Here is a 15,883-nt window from a genome sequence, read left to right as displayed (position 1 = left end):
TCAGTGCCGATCGGCGGGAAGAATCCCGCATTCGTTGTCGGGTGATGTGCCGGGTGGGGTGGCCGGTGGGGCGCCGGAGCTCGCAGGGCCTTTCGTTGAGGGTTCTACGGGTGGTTGTAGCGGTCATGAACGTCAGGGCCACGCTCGACGCCCTTCTGTGTCCCGCACAGGCGAGCCCTCGCTGGGGCTGTGTGCTGAGCTCCTGGCGCACGTCCAGGCAGCGCAGCCGGACACCGGGCTGCCCGGATCCCGTGGCCTACGGCCTGCCGTCGCGGCCGCCCACCGTCCGCAACGGATCTCACCGAAACCGGCGGTGCCGCCGGTACGCCGATAGATCTACCGGGATCAGGCCGCGACGAGCTCCTGCTCGCGGTCCGGCGTCTTGGCTTTGGGCTTCTTGTTCGGCAGCGAGAGGCGGAAGACCTTGCGCCACGCCGAGACCACCTGCTTCGGCAGCGGCCCGGTGACGTACTCCAGCTCGTACTTCTCGAACAGCGCGCGCACCTTCACCGCGACCTCGGCGTACCGGTTGCTCGGCAGGTCCGGGAACAAGTGGTGCTCGATCTGGTGTGACAGGTTGCCGGTCATGAAGTGCATGACCCTGCTCCCGCTGATGTTCGCCGAGCCCATCATCTGGCGCAGGTACCACTGGCCGCTAGTCTCGCCCTTGATCGACCGACGCTCGAAGACCTGCACGCCCTCGGGGAAGTGCCCGCACATGATCACCGAGTGGGACCAGATGTTGCGGACCAGGTTCGCGGTGAACGTGGCGGCGAGGGTGGTGAGGAACGACGGGCCCGACAGCGCCGGGTGGATCACGTAGTCCTTGAGCACCTGCTTGCGGATCTTGCGGCCCACGGCCTTGGCCCGCGCGCGGAACTCCGGGTTCTTGCGGCGGCGTTTGTGCAGGTTCTTGCCGAGCTCCAGGTCGTACGCTGCGATGCCGTACTCGAAGAAGCAGGCGTTGATGAAGTTCCACAGCGGCTGGCCGAGGTGGAACGGGTGCCACTTCTGGTCCTCGTCGACGCGCATGATGCCGTAGCCGAGGTCGTTGTCTTTGCCGATCACGTTGGTGTACGTGTGGTGCAGCTCGTTGTGCGAGTGCTTCCACTGCTCGGACGGCGAGACGTGATCCCACTCCCAGGTGGTGGAGTGAATCTTCGGGTCTCGCATCCAGTCCCACTGGCCGTGCAGGACGTTGTGGCCGATCTCCATATTGTCCATGATCTTCGCCACGGACAGACCGGCGGTGCCGAGCAGCCACGCGGGCGGGAAGATCGAGAACAGCAGCACGCCCCTGCTGACCAACTCGAGCTTGCGCTGCGCCGAGATGACCTTACGGATGTAGGCGGCGTCTTTCTCGCCGCGGCTGGCGATCACCTCGTCGCGGATCGCGTCCAGCTCGCGGCCAAGCTCCTCGATCTGCTCCGCGGTCAGGTGGGCGGTGGGGTCGATGGCGGTCAAGGTGCTCCTACCGTTCGATGTCACAGGGGCCCGCCGCGGCGGACACGCAGGTCTGGATGAGGACGCCCGGCTCGGCCTCGGTGATCTCGCCGGTGCGCAGGTCGCGGACGGCGCCCGCCTTGAGCGGCGTGATGCAGCCGAAGCAGATGCCCATGCGGCACCCGGAGGGCATGAGCACGCCGGCCTCCTCGCCGATGTCCAGCAACGGCGTGGCGCCGTCCGCGTCGACGGTCTTGCCGGTAGCGCTGAACGTGACCTCGCCGCCGTCGCCGGCGACGACGATGCTGGGGCGGAAGCGTTCGGTGTGCAGGCGCTCTTGTACGGCGTGCTCGGTCCAGTGCTCTTCGGCGGCGTCGAGCAGGCCCGCGGGCCCGCAAGCCCAGGTCTCGCGATCGGCCCAGTCGGGCACGAGTTCATCGAGACGGGCGATGTCGAGCATGCCGTCTGTGTCGGTGTGCACCTCGGTGAGCCGCAGCTTCTTGTCCGCGACCAGGTCGTGCAGTTCGTTGCGGAAGATCACGTCTTGCGGCTGTGGCGCGCAGTGGACCATGACGACGTCGTCGAACTCGATGTCGCGCAGCATGCCCATCACGGGCGTGATGCCGCTGCCGGCCGTCAGGTAGAGCACCTTGGCGGGCTTGGCGTGCGGCAGCACGAAGTCACCGTTCGGCTGGTCGAGCTGGATCAGCGTGCCCGGTTTCGCCCTGCGGACCAGGTGGTTGCTGACCTTGCCGTCCGGGATGGCCTTCACGGTGATCGTGACGCGGCCGTCCTGGCGGTTTGTCGGCGAGGTGATGGAGTAGGCACGCCACAGGCGCACCCCGTCGACGTCGACCCCGATCCGCACGTATTGACCGGCTGTGTGGCCGCGCCAGCCCCGTCCCGGCCTGATCACGATAGTCGCGGCGTCGCCCGTCTCGGGGTGCACGGCCTCGATGCGCCCACGCAGGTCAGCGCCTGCACGCAGCGGGCTGACCAGGTCGAGGTAGTCCGACGGCAGCAGCGGCGTCGTGACCATCTCCAGCAGTTTCCACGCCCTGCTGCGGAGGGCTGCACTCGTCATGATTCCAGCTTGCTGCGCCTCAAGGCGTAAAGTCCTGACCGCAGGACGTAAATCTTGTCGGCTGAATTGTTCGCAGGGAACAAAACGTGAGCCATGCAATCCGGAGGGCCAGCGAACTGGCCCTCAATGAGACGACGGTCACCGCACTTCGGGCCGCGCTGAAGACCACCGCCGACGAGGTCGTCCAGGCGATCATCGACGAGGTCCCTCCCTACGCCCACGCCCTTTCGGGCCGCATGGGCGGCACCATCCGCCGAGCCGTCCGCACCGCCCTGGGGCACTACCTGGACCTCGCGAGCGGGAACGCCACAGGCGGCGACGCCGGTGACGCAGCCTACGAGCTGGGCCGCGGCGAGGTGCGCGACGGCCGTTCGATGGACGCCCTGCTCAGCGCCTACCGCGTCGGCGCCCGCGTGGCCTGGCGATGCCTGGCAGCGGGTGCGGTACCCGCAGGTCTGCCCGCCGCCGAGGTCGCCAAGTTCGCCGAACTGACCTTCGCCTACATCGACGAGCTCTCCGCCGCGAGCGCCGCGGGCCACGCCGACGAACTGGCCGCCCGGGGCAGGGCCCACGAGCGCCACTTGGAACACCTGGCCCGCGACCTCCTCGCCGGCGCGAGCCCGGACGTGCTGCTGGCTTCTGTTCAACGGGCCGGGTGGCAGCCTCCGGTTTCGCTGACCGCGGTCCTGCTCCCCGCCGCCCAGGCCCGGCCTACCTCCCGCGCGCTCGACCCGAGCACCCTCGTCCTCGACGATCTGCCGGACGCCACCGGTGTGCTGCTCGTCCCCGATGCCGACCGATCACATCTCTTGCGGCAGCTGACCGACCGCACCGCCGTGGTCGGCCCGGCCCGGCCATGGACTCGAGCGTCCGCCTCGTACGCACGAGCCGAACGCGCGCGCTCCCTCTCCTCTGATATTCGCGACACCGAGGACCACCTGCCCGAGCTGGTCCTGAGCGCCGACGTGGACGCGTTCGCAGACCTGCGTGCCCGAGCCCTCGCACCGTTGCGGACCTTGCCTGTCGCGACCGCACGGCGGCTGGAGGAGACGTTGCGAGCGTGGCTGCTGCACCATGGCAGGCGGGACGAGGTGGCGGCGGCGTTGTTCGTCCATCCCCAGACCGTCCGGTACCGGATGTCGCAGCTGCGGGAGCTGTTTCCGGATCTCGCATCGCCACACCGGGCCCTTGAACTGACGCTGGCGGTCGCTCTTCGGGTCAGCTGACGCGTACTTCGACCGTCCACGACCGCGTCCGTGAGCGGTCCAGGAATCCCTCGTTCTCGGTGCCATCAGCTGGCTCATGCTGCCCGGAGAAGAGCGGTATCAGCCGGCTGAGACCGGGGGTTGATGTGAAGACCGGACAAGGCCTCGGGAAGCCCGTCGGGGGCGCTGTCTCAGAAGCGCGGTGGCGGATACGGCTCGACTGGATCCGGTGGATGATGAGCACCGGCCCGCTCATCGAGCATCTGGTCGGTGATCTGGGCCAATATGCCCTGGAAAAGGGCTTTCATATCGTCGTGGAGGGCGCTGTCCTGGCACTCGTGACCCACGGGCGCGCGGCGGGCTGCAGCTGGGTGACCGGCGGGGCGGCCAGGTCGGGTCACCAGAGGCGGGGGGCCGGGCTGCTCGCGCCGTGGACCACCGTGGTTCTGCGACGGCCCCGCGCCTCCCTTCCGACAGGTCAACCGGACGACCGACCGGGTCGGCATGGCACACCGCGCGAGGGATGATGGGGATGGAATGACGGAATGTGAGGTCAGGAGCTTCCATGGCGAAGAGGGTTCACCGACCCCGTGAGGACGCGGAGTTCAATTTCATCCTCGGGATGAGCGGTGTTCCGGTCCTCGCATACTTCACCGGTACATGGCCCAAGGCAATCGAGCCCTGCCGGGTGATGGACCTCGTCGTGGCTGGCATCGCCGACGACTACGCGGGCCGCCTGACGGCCGTCCGCGCCGACATCACGCGTTGTCCGGCCGCAACCGAGCGGTACGGGATCACCGGAGCCCCGTCCTACGTCCTGCTGAAGGAGGGAGAGGCGGTGGCGCACGGCACGGGGCCTTTGACCATCGCGGAGGTACGGAAGTTCCTGGACGGCCACCTCTGAGGGCTGCGGCACGTGGCGTACTGGCCGAGAAGGTCGCCGCCGGCCAGGCTGCCGTGGTGGGGCTGAGCTACCGTCTGGCCGACGGCAGTGCGCAGCTCGTTGCCTCGCGCGGTCTCGAGGTGGCGGTCCCTGCGGCGCCCTGACCGCTGGTCACGCGGTGGGCCGGGGCCCTGCGGCGCGGCGCAGCCGGTTGACGATCGCCAGTCCCAGCCCTTCCTCCACGGGCAAGGAAGCGACGATGAGGTCGCACCCCTGCTCGTCGAGTTCACGCAGGTACCCATACAGCCCCTGCGCGTAGGCGGTCATGGAAACGGGGAGGGGAACCACGGCGTGGGCCTTCACCGGAGCGTCGGCGAAGGCTGGGGGAAGAAGGATGCCCACCCGGTGCCCGAGCTCCTGCGCGAGCTGCGCTTCCGCGATGACGTTCTCGCGCTCGACGAGGACGACGCGTGCCCGCGGGGCCCGGCACCCGGACGGGGCTCGTGGAGGCGACCGCGAGCGGGCGCCGCAGCGCCGCTTCGAGGTCCTCGCGCGGCACCCCGCCGGGCCGAAGGATGCTCGGCATTTCGCCAGTGGCGTCGACGATGGTCGACTCGACGCCGACCTCGCAGGGCCCGCCGTCCAGCACGAAGTCGACGCCGTCACGAAGCTCCGCACGGACATGGTCCGCCGTGGTGGGGCGGACCTGGCCGAGCGGTTGGTGGACGGGGCCGTGACACCGCCGCCGAAGGCTGACAGCAGCGCGAGTGCGACGGGGTGGTCGGGCACGCGCACGGCCACCGTCTCCAGTCCACCGGTCGCTTAGAGGGGCACGCGGGAACCGCGGCGGAGGACCAGCGTCAGCGGCCCTGGCCAGAAGTGTTCGGCCAGCAGGCGTGGATGGTGCGCGCGGTGCAGGAACACGTGGTCCTGCCATTCACCGCTCCGCCGCTCACGACGGACCGCAGTTCCGTCGGGAATCTCGGCGTTGAAGTCGGGTTCCCTGCGAAGATTCGGGGATGGGAGAAGGTGGCGCGTGGCTGGTTCTTTTAGGCGCTCTCGTTGGATCGCTGGTGACCGGCTTGGTGGGGTGGTTCGGCCCGTTACGGCTGCAGCGGCGTCAGGCGGAGTCGGCGGCGATGCATTACGAGCAGGTGCGCCGTCATGAGGTCCGGTTGGAAGAGTTGCGTTTCAGCAGTGCACTGGAGTTGCAAAGCCTGCAGAACGAGCATGCGCGTGAGTTGGAAGTGACGCGTGCCGTCCAGGCGCGTGTTGAGCGTGTGGTGGCCTTTCGCCTGGTGGGCGGCTTTTGGATGCAGGCGATTTCGGCCTCGCTCAGCCGTCTGGAGGCGGGGGAACAATGGGAACTGCGTGCTTTCGACGAGGAGTTCGGCAAGCTGCGGCGGGAGGCGGACGAGGCTGCGGCGTCTTTGCTGATGGATGGTCTGTGGGTGGCCTCGGCGGATGACACCAGCGGGATGACTCAACCCTTGTTCGAAGCGATGGCCCGCGCGACTCTCATGCTGCGCTCGGTGGTGGTCGGCAGATCTCGTACCGGCGCGGTGGTGGACCCGATCCCTTCAGAGGTGCGTGAGGCGGTGCGTGAGGCGGAGTCCGCACGGGAGCATTTCCGGTCCTCGCTGATCGAGCTGTTGTCCGTGGCGGGGGCGGCGCCTCGACGGCGCCTGTGAATGACGCAGCCTGTGGCTACCTGGGGCACACCTTCTTGTAGGGGAGATCGGGGATGTGGGTACGCCACTCCTGGGGGGTCAGCGAGCGGCCTGCGGAGGCACAGATTTCCTTGATTGTCGCCTCTGGGGAAAGGGCGTAGCCCTCCAGCAGAGGGTCGTTGGAAGAAGTGCCCGTGTCGGACGCAACTACCAGGTCCCCGGTCCGAGGAGTGAAGGTGATTCCAGAAACACGGGTGCTCTGCAGGATCTCGTCTCCGATCCTGCGTAGCGTGCCCGTGTCCCAGAGATCCAGGGGACCGCCCTGGACCGACGCGGTGGCGAGCGTGCGGCCGTCGGCGGACAGGGCGACCTCATCGGGTGTTGCCGGCGCGAGTGATCCGATCAAAATTTCGGGATCCGGCTTGATAGTTCCGATCTGCCGCCTGTGCTGCACATCCCACAGATGGACGTCGCCACCGCCCTCGGCGGCGGCGATGATCTTGCCGTTGCCGCTGGCCACGACCCGTTTGATTGCGGCATTCTCACCGAAGCGTGCATGGACGGCGCCGGTGCGAATATCAACCATCTCGCCGGCGTCCGTGACCACGAGGGCACCGTCCGGCGTGAAGGCGAGCGGCATCCCGCGCACGTTCGGAATCGTACGGTCGACGTGTCCGCTTGCGGCTGTCCACAACAGCAGCTTTCGGGAGCTGCTCGTGGCCACATGGGTGCCATCCGGGCTGATGACGGCACCGGAGGAGATGGAATGCCAGGCGCCGCTCTGGAGGTCCGTCCGGACGGGGCGCAGCTCGGCCAGACGTTGTTGGCGGTGGGTGTCCCAGACTGTGGCGGTAGTGCCACTGGCTACCACCAGCCTCCTACCGTCCCGGCTCAATGAGAGCTTATACGGCGCAGGGCCGGCCGCGGACAAGGGACCTGCGACAACGCGGCCACTGGCGGTGTCCCGTACTTCGACGAAGGTGCCACGCCGACCCGCCCCATGGGACTCTCGCAGGAACGCGACACGGCTGCCTTCCGGACTGAATACCGAACCTTGATGTGACCCGGTCCCGTGCCGTCGGCTCTTCGGCCGCCACGCGATGGTGTGCATGCCACTGCGGCTCGCGAAATGCAGGGTGCGTGCGTCCGGGCCGTATTGAAGGTCCGGGACGCTGTCGAGGGCTGGGAGCGCGTAGCGGGCCGCGGTGGCGTCATCGACGATGTCATGGATGACGAGCGTCTGCAGCTCCGCGATGGCCAGATACTGACTGTCCGGGCTGAATCTGAACGACACTCGACGAGGAGCCCGGAGATTGGTGTCGGCGTCAAAGGCGAGCGTGTTCTTCTCCGCTCCTGAAGAAGCGTCGAAGAGGCGGATTCGGCCGGTGCCGTTGGCAACGCCCGCCTCGTCGCGGGCCAGTTCGACGGCGGTCCCCAGGATCCGGCTGTCGGGGCTGAATTGCATGTGACAGTCGTCGACCACGGTGCCTTGCCGCAAGGGCCGACCCACGGGCCGTCCGACCTCGGTGTTCCACAACTGCACCGCTTCCCTCGCCAGACAGACCGCGAGCCGTCTGCCGTCGCGGCTGAGCGCGATCGACGGCTCCACATTGGCGTAGGGGATGCGGGCTGTCCTGCGCCCGGCCAGTGTGTCCCAGACGTGCAGGACATCTCCCTCCCGGACAACCAGGTTGCGGCCGTCATCGCTCACGGCCAACGGGATGCCGTGACTCGTGCCGTAGGTTTTGTTCGGTAGTGCCTTTCCCCGCGGCCGCCAGAGCGTGACCCCGGCTGTACCGGAATAGGCCAGGACTGATCCGTTCGCGCTGATCGTCGTGGCGGCTGCCGCGACCGCTCCTCTCGGGGGTGTGAATGTGGCCGAGACGTGGTTGGTGGCTGCGTCAGTGACAGTGATCAGACCGGAGTCCCGTCGCAGGTAGGCGACTGTGCTCCCGTCGTGCGACCGGATGCTGCTGTCGCCGTAGTCCTGTGCGGAGGGCGTGTTGCGCTCCGGTTGTGTGGCCGCAGCCAGGAGCCCGGCCCGTGCTTCTTCCAAAGGCGCGATCTGCCACGCGGCTGCGTTGAGCAGCATTGCGGTTGCCGGTTCGGAACGGCGAAGTGCATCCGCGCGGGAGACGGCGCGGCGAACTGACGATTGCTCCCGCTCCTGCTCAAGTCGCGTGCGTCGTTCCTCGCTCAGGGTATTGAGGTTCCAGGCGACCGTGCCGGTGGCCACAGTGATCAGTGTCAGGACGGCTGCGGACAGGGCCCACCGGCGACGCTGTATCCGCTGACGGCGTCGCACTCGGCGAGATGCCGCCAAGTACGTCCGTTCCGCCGTGTTGAGACGCAGATGGGCCGGCGCGATCAGTGACCATTCCAGACAGCGGGCGAGGTCGCTTCCGTGCAGCAGTGCATCGTCATGGCGGGCGTGAGCTTCCCAGTCCCGCGCTCCCCGCCCGAGACGACGGTGGATGTGCAACCCTTCGCGGTCCACTGATATCCACTGGCGAAGCCGGGGCCAGGCAACCAGCAACGCAGGACTGCACACTCCGATAACTCCGGGCATGGCGGTGAGGAGGCCTGCGGAGGTGAAGACGCCGAGTACCCTGCGCATCGATACCGCACGACCTGGTGCGGCGAGGTCCACCAGTTCTTCCAGGCTGACGCTGCGCGTCGTATCGCGGCCGTCATCCTGTTCGTCACCAGGGACGATCATGCGGAGCATCACCTCCTTCGCGCAGTCCTGTTCAACAGGGCTGAGGAGCGCGAAGGCATGTTCAGCGATGTCCCCCAAAGGCAGCAGTGGACGCAAGCCCTTCGGCGAAGTCAGCAGGCGGGCGCTGCGCGCAGCAGTCTCCACCGTTTGAGAGCCTGGAGAGCCCTGCGCACCTGTGGAGTTCCCAGAGCTCGATGTCAGCGTGTAGAGCACGCCCATCATGCTCGGCCTTCTCTCGGGTACCCTGCGCAGGGCGGCTCCCACCAGGGAGCGCAGCGGCTCGCTGAGTAACGACCTGTCATGCCGGCAACTGCGTACGCGCTGGACGATCTCATCCAAATGCTCTCCGCCAAACGGATCCCTGCCTGTGGCAGCGAACAGCACGGTGGCGCCCCATGCGAAGACATCGGCAGTGGTCGCGGCCGCCTGGCCATCCAGTACCTCAGGAGCGGTGTAAGCCAGCGTTCCTGGCAGGCCGCCAGGCTCCGTGGCGCTGAGTTCAAGGAGCCGGGCAACGCCAAAATCGATCACCGTAGGCCCATGGAGCCCGAGCAGGACATTGTCGGGTTTCAGATCCCTGTGTACTACGTGCGCGTCATGAATGCCGCAGAGGGCGACAGCTATTCCGAGCGCGAGCCGTTTCAGGTCGTCAGCCCTGTAGGGACCCTGTTCCTGCACAGCTTCACGCAGAGTCGGGCCATCGATGAACTCACTGACGACATAGGAACGGCATCGGTCGACGCCGGCATCGATCAACCGGGCAGTGCAGGCGGAGGAGACCCTACGCGCGGCCTCAATCTCCTTTGCGAGACGGTGCATCGCTGCTGAGCCGGCGGCTGGCGCAGCGTGGAGGATCTTGACTGCCACCCGCGTGCCGTCGGGGTTGTAAGCCTCGTAAACGGTGCCTTGTCCTCCGCTGCCGACCCGGCGCGCCAAGCGATAGTGCCCCACACTGCCCGCAGTTGGGGAGATGGGGTGGTCGTCGTGCATCCGTTGGTTCAGCCTTCCCGGAGAGCAGTCCGTGCGATGGAGCACTGCCATACGAGCGCGGCACAGAGCAGGGGGACCGTGGGCACTGACGGCGAGCTCGTTGAGTACATACGGTCTCTCAACGCCTTCTTGCACCTGAGCGATCGACCCAGATCTGATCCCGACGCCTTCTCGCGTAGCTCACCCTCGCGCCCGTTCAACCGCGGCGATCAGCTTCTCCGCGGCTTCGTTGGCGCCCCTGCGAATGGACAGACTGTGCGGGTCCGTGTGCGGCGGCCGGCCGCCACTGATCAGGCTCTTCGACTCGGGCGCCGGCAGCGATCCGGGCAGCACGAACCGGACGTAGCCGTTAAAGGCCCAGTTGCCTGGCTTGAAGTGGGTGCCGGTGACCTCGTCGGCCAGGATTCGGAACTCGCGTGGCCGCTGCCCGACTCCCTTCTTCGTGATGACGATCGTTGTCCCGTCGAACTCGATGATCCCCTGCACGCCCTTGACCCGCATCACGTCCATGTCGCCCCCCAGGCAGACCAGTTGAGGAGGCGAAGTCTAGTGGCAGTACGGTGCAAACCGCCCCGTACCGGCACTTGTGATCCTCTCCGGTCAGAAATAACCAGATTGGACATGGCCCGCCGCGTTGAAGACATCCAGGCGCGTCGGCCATCGCGATCGGCGCACACCACGTACCGCTCGGTCCGCGGCCGGAGGCGACTGAAACGCGGTGGTCTCGTTGCTGCCTCCGCAGTGATCATTCGCACGACGGGAACGCCAGGTGTTGGCTTGTGTAGGCCGGTTGAGGTCGAACTCTTACGCGGCCGGTGAAGCTTGGGTGGTGACCGCGCAGGGCGAGGTCGACCCGAACACCATGCCGCCAATCACCGACGCTTCGACGGAGGCGGCCGACCAGCATGCGGTGGCCAGTCAGGTCCCGGACCGGGCTGAGGTCATCCGGGGCGGACAGCGCCCACTTCCACCATCGTCCCGCGAGTTCCCCGCCCTCCTTGCCGCTCAGCTCCCACGTGCTGTCAATCGGTTCCGTACCGCTCATGATTCCCCTCCCTCGAACGGCCCCTGACCTTGGGCTCGTTTCGAACAAGCGGACATCACCTGGGGCGGATCGATGCCTCGACGGAGCCTCCGCGCTGCACTACCCGGCCTTCTCATGGCCCGCCCCTGCGAAGGCCACCCCACCGACCTTGCCGAGCTCCAGTTCCATGAGCCGGACCTCACGATCTCTGCGATCTGCATCGCGGTGGACCGGGACGCCTCGGTCCGGCTGGGAGCGGCCGTGCCCCCCGTGATGAGCCACAGTGGCCGAAGCCGGGCACCGGCTCACAGGCCGCCGGAGCCCGCTCGGGGCTCCGCCCGGTTCAGGCCTGGGTCGGGTCCCCGGGGATCGGGTGCACTTCGACCGGGTCGTTGCTGGGCTTCCCGCCCGCTCCCGGGCACGCCGAAGCCCGTGCGGCGATCTCCAGGGCCCGGTCCTCGCTCTTGACGTCGACCACCCAGTACCCGGCCAGGATGGGGCCCGCATGGGCCGGCCCGTCGGTCACCTGAGGCCGCCCGTCGCTTCCAGCCCGCACCGTCTTGACCAGGGAGGGGCCGCCGAGGCCCTGCCCCTCCACCCACTCTCCGGCGGCGGTGAGGTCTTCGTTGAGGGCGTTCATGTGGGCGAACATGGCCTCCATGTCTTCCTTGGAGTACCCCGACATGATGGCGTCCCACTGATCGGCAGGCACGTTCATCTGGATCATGTACTTCACTTTTCCTCACCCTTCCAGGGCGGCTGATGGGCTTCTCAGGCTTGCAGAGAGTTAGACGGCCGGACGCCGCAGAACTCATCGGCGTCCCGGGCCCGCCGTGACGGCCGTCGGTCCGTCGCGGAGGGAAGCGTCGGTGGTACCGCGCCGTGTGGTGCCGCATCCCCAGAACGCGGTAGGACTCGAGGACCTGTCGGTGGACTACCAGGCGGTGATTGAGGCTGCGGCGGAGGCCGACAAGGACGGGCTGGGTGCCGGGCGGCCGTGGTGCTGGACCGGGACAGCGCCTGCGCTTCACCGGTGGAGGGTGCGAGAGCACGGTTGGCGAGGCTGGCGGTTCGGGGCCGGCTGGAGGAGGCGAAGCCCGGAAAGTTCACCCTGCCGACGGGGCAGCAGGCTGATGAGGTCGTGCAGCCAGGCGGCGGCGATTACTGCGAGTCCACCACCGCCGCACAGGAGGCGAGGCCAGCCGCATGCCGCTTCGCAGCGGCCCCGTTTCTTGAAGGTCTGACGGCTCGATGCGGACTCGTGCCGACATGGCCCGGTCTCTGCCGGAGCCAACAGAAGCCTCTGCTGCACGAGTGGGGCCAACCCGAGTCGCCCGGGCTAGGCCCTACGACATCGCAGCCAATGACGTGTACCCAGGTGAGGGCTGGTTGCGCCTGTGCTGAGAGCCTTGTCCCACCGCGAGCCGGCGGGGATCATGAGCGCGTGCAACACCGAGAGGGACTCCACGAACTGCTCACATGTGCCGGATTCACGGTCGTCGAGGACATGCGCCCGGGCAGCCTGTTCCCGCCGGAGGCCGGCTGGCGGATTGCGCAGGGGGTCGCGGCGCCGGACGGCGGGCTTCGGGAAGCGCTCGACGCGGCGTGGTGGCGCCGCCTTGCAGATGCCGACGGCGAGTTCCTGGTGGCCGTCCTCGGACATCGGATCGGCGGCAACGACTCCTGGTGGACCCGGGTTCGCCACGTTGGCGGCGGTGTGCCGGGGCTGACCGGCGGCCCCGGGTTCGTGGCGCTCTCCCTCGACGGGCAGGTGCTGCTGGCGGCGGTGCCCGGCGCGGACGGGCCTCGGGTGACGGCCCTCGACCGACTGCCGGAGCGGCTGGAGGAGGCCGCCGCGGCTGCCGGGCGCGAGGCGGAGGTCGAGCGCGCCGAGGTGTGGGCGGCGGTGCCCGGCCGGCCGGCCTGGCCTTTGCACTGGGCGGAGGGGATCGGGTCCAATCCGGCTGCGCCGGACAAGTTGCTGATCCGGCTGTTGGATGTGGAGGTGGGCTTCCTGCACGGCTGCGACCGGCCCGCCGTACTCGACGCCGCCGTGGCGCATCCCGATCCGCAGGTGCGCTCGAGGCCCGCGGACACCTTCCGGCCCAAGCTCACGTCCGATCAGTGGGTACGCCTGGTCCGCGCCGAACCGTCGCCGAGCCGGCGAGTGCTCTGGGCCGAGCATGCCTGCGCCTGGGGCGTCGAACTCCCCGGGGACCTGTACGACGACCTCCTCGCCGGCCCGTCCCGCGCTCAGATCGCCGAACTCCCGGGGCTCCCCGCACGCCATCTCCCCAGCCTCGCCGCCGACGCCGATCCCAGGGTGCGGGCGACTGCCTGCGCCCGGTGGGAAGACCTCGCCGCGCCGCTGCGGGCGCGACTGCTGGCCGACACCGACGACACGGTGCGTACAGCGGCTCTGCTCGCTCACCACACCGGCGCCCCCATGCCTCGCGAGGTCTTTGCCACGCTGCCCGTGCCCCGGCGCGCGCTCGAACAGTGCTGCCTCTCGCCCGACTTGGAGGCGGAGCTGGTCCGGGACGGGGACGCGGAGGTACGCCGGGCGCTGGCCACCAACCCGCGGCTCAGTGCACACAGCGTCGCCGTCCTGGCGGAGGACCCATACGACGACATCCGCTCGGCGGTGGCACTGCGGCCCGACCTCAACGAGGTGCAGCGTGCCGCGGTGCGCTACGACTTCGACTCGACGTCGATGTCGCGCACTGTGCCCTGGGTCGAAGACCTGCACGGTGACGCCGACGAGATGCGCCGCCTCGCCATATCGTCCCATCCGCTGATCCGCCGAAGCGTGGCCCGAGCCCGGTATCTCCCACCGGATGTCGTGGAGCGTCTGGCGCGGGACGAGGACCGGACGGTCCGCCTGTTCCTCGCCGAATCGTGCGATGACGCGCCGGCCGAATTGCTGCTGGAGGTCTGGCGCTGGTGGGACGGCAGCTTCACTCACCCTGACCGCCGCGCAGCCACCCCAACTTCCCCCGTACGGGCCTGCTGCGCTACGCCGGCGACCCCAGGGGGCGGATGCGCCGCCTGGCGCTGGACGATCCGGAGTCCACACCTGCCGACGTCGCGCGTCTCGCCCGCGACCCAGAAGCCGAGGTGCGCCGCCGAGCGGCCGAAGACGCGCGGCTGTCACCGGCCGACGCGGTGCGGCTGCTGAACGATCCAGCGGCCCACGTCCGTGGGACGGCGATGCGCAATCCGCGGCTGCCGGCCCGCGTCCTTGCCGGGCTGCTGCACGACCGCGACACGGCATGCGTGGCGGTCACCAATCCGGCGATCCCGGTCCCCGTCCTGCACCGCATCCAGGCAGCGGCGGCGGCAGCCGTGGCAGCCCGGCGCTGAACACCGCCACCCCGCCGGGCGGCCGTGGCGGTCTGACCCTGAACTCCGGCACACCCCCCGCCCGGGCGACTCGAGTTGACCCAACTAGTGCAGCAGAGGCGCCTGCTGGCTCCCGCAGAGACCGGGCCATGTTGGCACGAGGCCGCCTCGAAGCCGTCATGGATGTTCAAGAAGCGGGGTCCGGTTCCTGGACGACGGTCGTGGCGGGGCAGTCCTCGCCCAATCCGAGGAGGGCCTGGCGCTCGCCCTCGGCGGCGCCCGCACGTGCTGCGATGGGCGAGCCATCGGGGAGCCCGCATCTCGTCGCGCAGTGCGAGCGGCAGCGTGAGTCGGCGCCCCCGGGTCCGCCTACAGTCCGGAAATGGTGGTTCGTCGCATCTGTAGTTCGGAGCGGACAAGTTCGAGGAGACGGCCTGCCCAGTTGCGGCCTCGGCCGGCGTTATCCCCCCAGAAGGCTGAGTCCACGTCGTCATAGATCAGCGTGGCGTCGTCCGTCGCCACCAGGATCTCGGCCAGCTCGGGATGCTGATCGTATTTGGCGCGCAGCAGGCCGGTCATCACGGCGGTGCGGGCCTGCTCCCATCCCTCGCGGCGCGGTGCCCCGGACGCGATCTTGCGTGCTTCGGCAACCGTGTCCGCCGTTGCGACCGCGATGCCGACCTCCGGCTGAGCGACCGACAGGGCCCAGTAGGCGTGGGCGACCGAGGCGTAGCTGACCTTCCCTACTGTGATCGGGGCGGGGTAGTCGTTGCGCAGGCCGAGTTGGCCGGGGTCGTCCACCGGCTTGTTCGGATAGGAGTGGTAGAGGTGGACCGCGGGTGCGTGCGGCGTTGCCGGTCCGTCCGCTGAGACGTGGGCTTGCCGGTCGGTCCTCCAGCGGGCCCGCTCCTCGAAGTATGTGAGGGACCTGTCGTAGTCCTCTTGGGAGACCGGAGGGTCGAACGGCAGGTAGGTCCGGCCTCCGGGTCCTGCCACCAGTACCCGCAGCGGCCAGTCCTTGCTGTCCATGTCGCTCAGCGCGTATCGGCGCCGCGAGGCGGGGATGGCCAGGAACGCAACGCGGGCTGCGGCCCGGTTCTCCTCTGTCCGATCGGCAAGGAAGGCGTCGACGGCAGACAGGCAGCGACCCGTCGAGTCGGGCCGCTCGTTCAGCTGGTCAATCGTGTCGCGGACTTCGGCGACCAGGAGCTCAGGGGTGAGCCGGCTACGGGGCTCGCTGAACTTCCAGTGCGCCAGGCCGTGCGCGGATGCCTCAGCACCGTCCGGCAGGGTCGTGGCAACCCACCCGGACCGGAGCTTCTCCTCGAACTCCTCGATGGTGACCAGGCCCCAGCAGTCGATGAGTCCGTCGGCGTAGATGAAGAGGTCGGTGAGGAAGTAGGGGCCGTTTCGGATGAAGGCGTGCCGCCAGGTTCCGGGTATGCGGACGCCGTCCGCGGTGCGATAGGTGATCCGCTTGCCGATCATCCCGTGATTGTGTCGCAGTGGCCGCCGAAGTGACT

The 15,883-nt window shown here is 68.5% G+C and carries 11 protein-coding genes and 2 pseudogenes; 6 read left to right on the top strand and 7 right to left on the bottom strand.

What is annotated here, in order from left to right; translation table 11 throughout:
• Positions 1 to 345: 345 nt before the first annotated feature.
• Both ACQPWZ_RS00400 and ACQPWZ_RS00395 read right to left on the bottom strand, forming a co-directional pair.
• Positions 346 to 1,464, bottom strand: a complete 1,119-nt coding sequence (locus ACQPWZ_RS00400) for a fatty acid desaturase family protein (RefSeq protein WP_433570207.1) — start codon at positions 1,462 to 1,464, stop codon at positions 346 to 348.
• Positions 1,465 to 1,471: 7 nt separating this feature from the next.
• Positions 1,472 to 2,527, bottom strand: a complete 1,056-nt coding sequence (locus ACQPWZ_RS00395; protein WP_433570206.1) for a ferredoxin reductase — start codon at positions 2,525 to 2,527, stop codon at positions 1,472 to 1,474.
• Positions 2,528 to 2,613: 86 nt separating this feature from the next.
• On the opposite strand from ACQPWZ_RS00395, the gene ACQPWZ_RS00390 reads away from it, so the two are divergent.
• From ACQPWZ_RS00390 to ACQPWZ_RS00380, 3 genes and pseudogenes are all read left to right on the top strand, one after another.
• Positions 2,614 to 3,753 (top strand): PucR family transcriptional regulator, encoded by a 1,140-nt coding sequence (locus tag ACQPWZ_RS00390; RefSeq protein WP_433570205.1) that lies wholly within the window; start codon positions 2,614 to 2,616, stop codon positions 3,751 to 3,753.
• Between the two features lie 544 nt (positions 3,754 to 4,297).
• Positions 4,298 to 4,636 carry a thioredoxin family protein gene (locus tag ACQPWZ_RS00385; protein WP_340471068.1) on the top strand — a complete coding sequence of 113 codons (339 nt, stop codon included), beginning with the start codon at positions 4,298 to 4,300 and terminating at the stop codon, positions 4,634 to 4,636.
• 17 nt (positions 4,637 to 4,653) lie between these two features.
• A pseudogene (locus ACQPWZ_RS00380) lies at positions 4,654 to 4,779 on the top strand (carbonic anhydrase); the annotation flags it as partial.
• A 7-nt stretch (positions 4,780 to 4,786) separates the two neighbouring features.
• Here ACQPWZ_RS00380 and ACQPWZ_RS00375 read toward each other — a convergent pair.
• Positions 4,787 to 5,512, bottom strand: a pseudogene (locus ACQPWZ_RS00375) (L-threonylcarbamoyladenylate synthase); the annotation flags it as partial.
• 176 nt (positions 5,513 to 5,688) lie between these two features.
• On the opposite strand from ACQPWZ_RS00375, the gene ACQPWZ_RS00370 reads away from it, so the two are divergent.
• Positions 5,689 to 6,306, top strand: coding sequence for a hypothetical protein (locus ACQPWZ_RS00370; protein ID WP_433570204.1), 618 nt, complete (start codon positions 5,689 to 5,691; stop codon positions 6,304 to 6,306).
• A 16-nt stretch (positions 6,307 to 6,322) separates the two neighbouring features.
• On the opposite strand, the gene ACQPWZ_RS00365 is transcribed toward ACQPWZ_RS00370, so the two are convergent.
• The 3 genes from ACQPWZ_RS00365 to ACQPWZ_RS00355 form a co-directional block, all read right to left on the bottom strand.
• Complete coding sequence (locus tag ACQPWZ_RS00365; protein ID WP_433570203.1) at positions 6,323 to 9,994, bottom strand: protein kinase domain-containing protein; 3,672 nt, start codon at positions 9,992 to 9,994, stop codon at positions 6,323 to 6,325.
• A 180-nt stretch (positions 9,995 to 10,174) separates the two neighbouring features.
• Positions 10,175 to 10,504 (bottom strand): DUF4429 domain-containing protein, encoded by a 330-nt coding sequence (locus ACQPWZ_RS00360; protein ID WP_433570202.1) that lies wholly within the window; start codon positions 10,502 to 10,504, stop codon positions 10,175 to 10,177.
• Positions 10,505 to 11,361: 857 nt separating this feature from the next.
• Positions 11,362 to 11,745 (bottom strand): YciI family protein, encoded by a 384-nt coding sequence (locus ACQPWZ_RS00355; protein ID WP_340471051.1) that lies wholly within the window; start codon positions 11,743 to 11,745, stop codon positions 11,362 to 11,364.
• Between the two features lie 717 nt (positions 11,746 to 12,462).
• Here ACQPWZ_RS00355 and ACQPWZ_RS00350 point away from each other — a divergent pair.
• On the top strand, positions 12,463 to 14,196 hold the full coding sequence (locus tag ACQPWZ_RS00350) for a hypothetical protein (protein WP_433570201.1): 1,734 nt from the start codon (positions 12,463 to 12,465) through the stop codon (positions 14,194 to 14,196).
• A 32-nt stretch (positions 14,197 to 14,228) separates the two neighbouring features.
• Positions 14,229 to 14,381, top strand: a complete 153-nt coding sequence (locus tag ACQPWZ_RS00345) for a hypothetical protein (RefSeq protein ID WP_433570200.1) — start codon at positions 14,229 to 14,231, stop codon at positions 14,379 to 14,381.
• Between the two features lie 348 nt (positions 14,382 to 14,729).
• Here the strand turns inward: ACQPWZ_RS00345 and ACQPWZ_RS00340 are convergent, their stop codons facing one another.
• A complete protein-coding gene (locus ACQPWZ_RS00340) occupies positions 14,730 to 15,848 on the bottom strand; it encodes an NADAR family protein (RefSeq protein WP_433570199.1) in 1,119 nt (372 codons plus the stop codon).
• Positions 15,849 to 15,883 lie beyond the last annotated feature (35 nt).

The organism is Streptomyces sp. CA-251247, assembly GCF_050952975.1.
In the GTDB taxonomy this organism is placed as follows: domain Bacteria; phylum Actinomycetota; class Actinomycetes; order Streptomycetales; family Streptomycetaceae; genus Streptomyces; species Streptomyces achmelvichensis.
This window is presented reverse-complemented; position numbering and strand designations above follow the sequence as displayed.